The 2,863-nt window shown below is 76.2% G+C and carries 2 protein-coding genes and 2 pseudogenes; all 4 read left to right on the plus strand.

Annotated features, from left to right (window positions below; translation table 11 throughout):
* Positions 1 to 397 (plus strand): annotated as a pseudogene (locus G3I41_RS14155) (hypothetical protein); the annotation flags it as partial.
* Positions 398 to 407: 10 nt separating this feature from the next.
* A complete protein-coding gene (locus G3I41_RS14160) occupies positions 408 to 1,193 on the plus strand; it encodes an ABC transporter ATP-binding protein (RefSeq protein WP_343242120.1) in 786 nt (261 codons plus the stop codon).
* Entirely contained in the window at positions 1,190 to 2,488 is a 1,299-nt protein-coding gene (locus tag G3I41_RS14165) for a hypothetical protein (RefSeq protein WP_164400562.1), read from the plus strand. The genes G3I41_RS14160 and G3I41_RS14165 overlap by 4 nt, the downstream gene beginning before the upstream one ends.
* A pseudogene (locus tag G3I41_RS14170) lies at positions 2,485 to 2,863 on the plus strand (hypothetical protein); the annotation flags it as partial. The gene G3I41_RS14165 and the pseudogene G3I41_RS14170, both read left to right, overlap by 4 nt.

Here is a 2,863-nt window from a genome sequence, read left to right on the forward strand (position 1 = left end):
CGGCGGGCTGCGGCTGCTGCTGACCAGGACGGCGGCGGTGCTCGGGGCGACCGTCCCGGCGCTCGCCCTGGCGTGGGCGGTGCTGCCCGCGTCGGCAGGCGGACCGGGCCCGCTGGCCTGGCTGCTGCCCGGGCTCGCCCTGACGCTCGCGGCCCTGGGGCTCGGCTCGTACGTCGGCTGCCGCAACGCGGCCCTCGTCGTCGCGACGGGCTGGGCGGCCGCCGTCACCGTACCGGCGCTCGACACGTCCCCGTCGGTGCTCCTCGACCGGACGCCGACGGCGCTCCACTACTTCGCGGGGCTCCCCGCACAGGGCGCGTGGGCGGGGGCGGCCGTGCTCTGCGCGGCGCTGCTCGTCCTGCGCCGCCGATCCTTCGACCATCTGGAGACGTCATGAGCGTGATCGCGTGAACAGCACCGTCGAGGTGTCGGGGCTGACGGTGCGGCACCGCCGCAGGACCGCCCTGGACTCCGTCGATCTCGTCTTCGGGCCCGGCGTGCACGGGCTCCTGGGCCCCAACGGGGCGGGCAAGACCTCGCTGATCCGCGTCCTGTCCACGGCCGCCGCGCCGGACGCCGGACGGATCGAGCTGCTGGGCGCCGAGGTGGGGTCGGCGTCCGACCACCGCGCGCGGGCGGAGGTCCGGCGCAGGCTGGGCTATCTACCGCAGGAGTTCGGCTACTACGCCGGTTTCACCGTCCGCGAGTTCGTCGCCTACGTGGCGTGGCTCAAGGAGATGGACGGCGCCCGGGTGGCCGGCGCCGTGGAGCGCGCGGTGGAACGCGTGGGTCTCGCCGACCGGATCGACTCCCGGATGAAGACGCTGTCCGGCGGCATGCTCCGGCGCGTCGGCATCGCCCAGGCGATCGTCAACGAACCGGAGCTGCTGCTCCTGGACGAACCGACCGCCGGGCTCGACCCGGAACAGCGCGTCGAGTTCCGCGCCCTGATGCGGAACCTCGGGGAGCACGCGACGGTCATCCTCTCCACCCACCTGGTCGAGGACGTGGTGGCGGCCTGCGAGGACGTGACCCTGATCGAAGCGGGCCGCGTCGCGTACCGGGGGACGACACGCGAACTGGCGGCCCTCGGCAAGGACGGCGACGACCCCGACGCGCTCCACGGCAGCCCGGTCGAGCGCGGCTACACCACGGCCCTGCGCTCCCACCGAACGACGGCGGGCGCCCGATGACCCTCACCGAAGTCCCCGTGCGGCGGAAGCCCTCCGGCCCGGCGCTCCCGCCGCTGCGCGCCGAGGCGCGGCGCGGCATCGGCCCGTGGACGGGGCTGTCCACGGCGCTCGTGATCGGCGTGACCATGGCCGCCAAGGCCGACGACTGGCAGGGCGACTGGATCGAGACCCAGAGCCTCCTGCACTCCGGCGCCACCCTGCTCGCCGGTCCGCTGGTGGCCGCGGCGGCCTGCTGGCAGGGGGCCCGCGACCACCGGCGCTCGACCGATGAGCTGTGGCGCTCGACGCCGCGTGCCCGGTGGTCGCGGAGGGCGGTGGCCGCGCTGCCGGTCGCGCTGTGGGCGGTCGCCGGGTACGCGTTCGGGCTGGCCATCGCGCTGCTGGCCACCTGGCCGTACGCGGGCGGCGGCGGCCCGCTCCTCTCGCTCGCCGTGGTGGACGGCGCCTTCCTGGCGGCCGTGGCGCTGCTCGGGTTCTCCTCCGGTGTGCTGTGCCGGTGGCGGCTGGCCGCGCCCGTGCTCGCCGCGCTGATGTACCTGGTGCTCGGGGTGCCGAACTACTCGGAATCCCCGGCGCAGTACCTCGACCCGGCCGTGCAGTACGCACTGGACAACAGCCTGCCCGTGTGGTGGTACGCACCCGCCATGGCCGCCTGGACCGGCGGGCTCGCGGCCGCCGCGCTCACCGCCGTAGCGGCCCGGCGCAGGCTCACCGCCCTCGTGCCGCTCGCCGTGGCGGCCGTCGTCGCCCCGCTGATCGTGTCCACGGGCGACGGGCTGTTCCCGGACGACCCGGCGGCCGACCGCCTCGTCTGCACGGACGGGAGCCCGCAGATCTGCCTGAGCGAGCGCCGGGCGCATCTGCTGCCCCAGGTCGCCGAGGCGCTGTCGGGACTGACCGGGCGGCTGGAGGGGGTGGCGGGCGCACCCGGGCGTTACGTCGCCCGGCTGCCCCTGCACGGCCCGGACGAGGCGTGGATCCCGCCGCCCAACCCCGGCTGGTACCTCGTGCGCGGGCGGTTGCGGGATACGGAGGACTACGCCTGGCAGGTGGCGGCCAACATGACGATGCGGGACTGTTCGCGTGACCCCGAGGCCGACGGCGGCCCCCGTGACCCGGCATCGGACGAGGCTGTCGGGCAGTGGCTCGCCCCCACCGGGCCGGCCCCCGGCGCGGAGAAGTCCCCCGGGCTCCGCCGCCTCGAAGCCATGCCCGACGCCGAGCGCCGCGCCTGGCTCGGCCGCTACATGGCCACCCGCACCAGTTGCGACCCCTCGGAGGTGCCGGCCCTGTGAACCTCCCCGCGCTCTACCTCCGCTCCCGCGCCCTCCCCCGTACCGCCGCCGCCGTGGCGTGCGTCGCCCTGCTCGCCGCCTGGGCCGCCCACTGGATCCAGGCGCAGCCGACCTTCGACCACAGCGCCCGCGTCCCCGTCCTGGTGCTGGCCCCGCTGCTGGTCTCGTCGGCCATCGGGACGAGCCTGTACGCCGCGGCGGACGAGCTCGACCGGACGGCGGTCCGGCCCTGGTGGCCCCGCCGGCTGGCGCACGTGCTCGCGCTCACCGTCCCGGCCGCCGCGGCCCTCGCGCTGGCCGTTCCCGGGCACCCGGAGGCGTTCGGCGCGCCCGGCATGGTGCGCAACGTGCTCGGCGCGACCGGGATCGCGACGG

This window comes from Streptomyces sp. SID9727, from assembly GCF_010550605.1.
Taxonomy (GTDB): domain Bacteria; phylum Actinomycetota; class Actinomycetes; order Streptomycetales; family Streptomycetaceae; genus Streptomyces.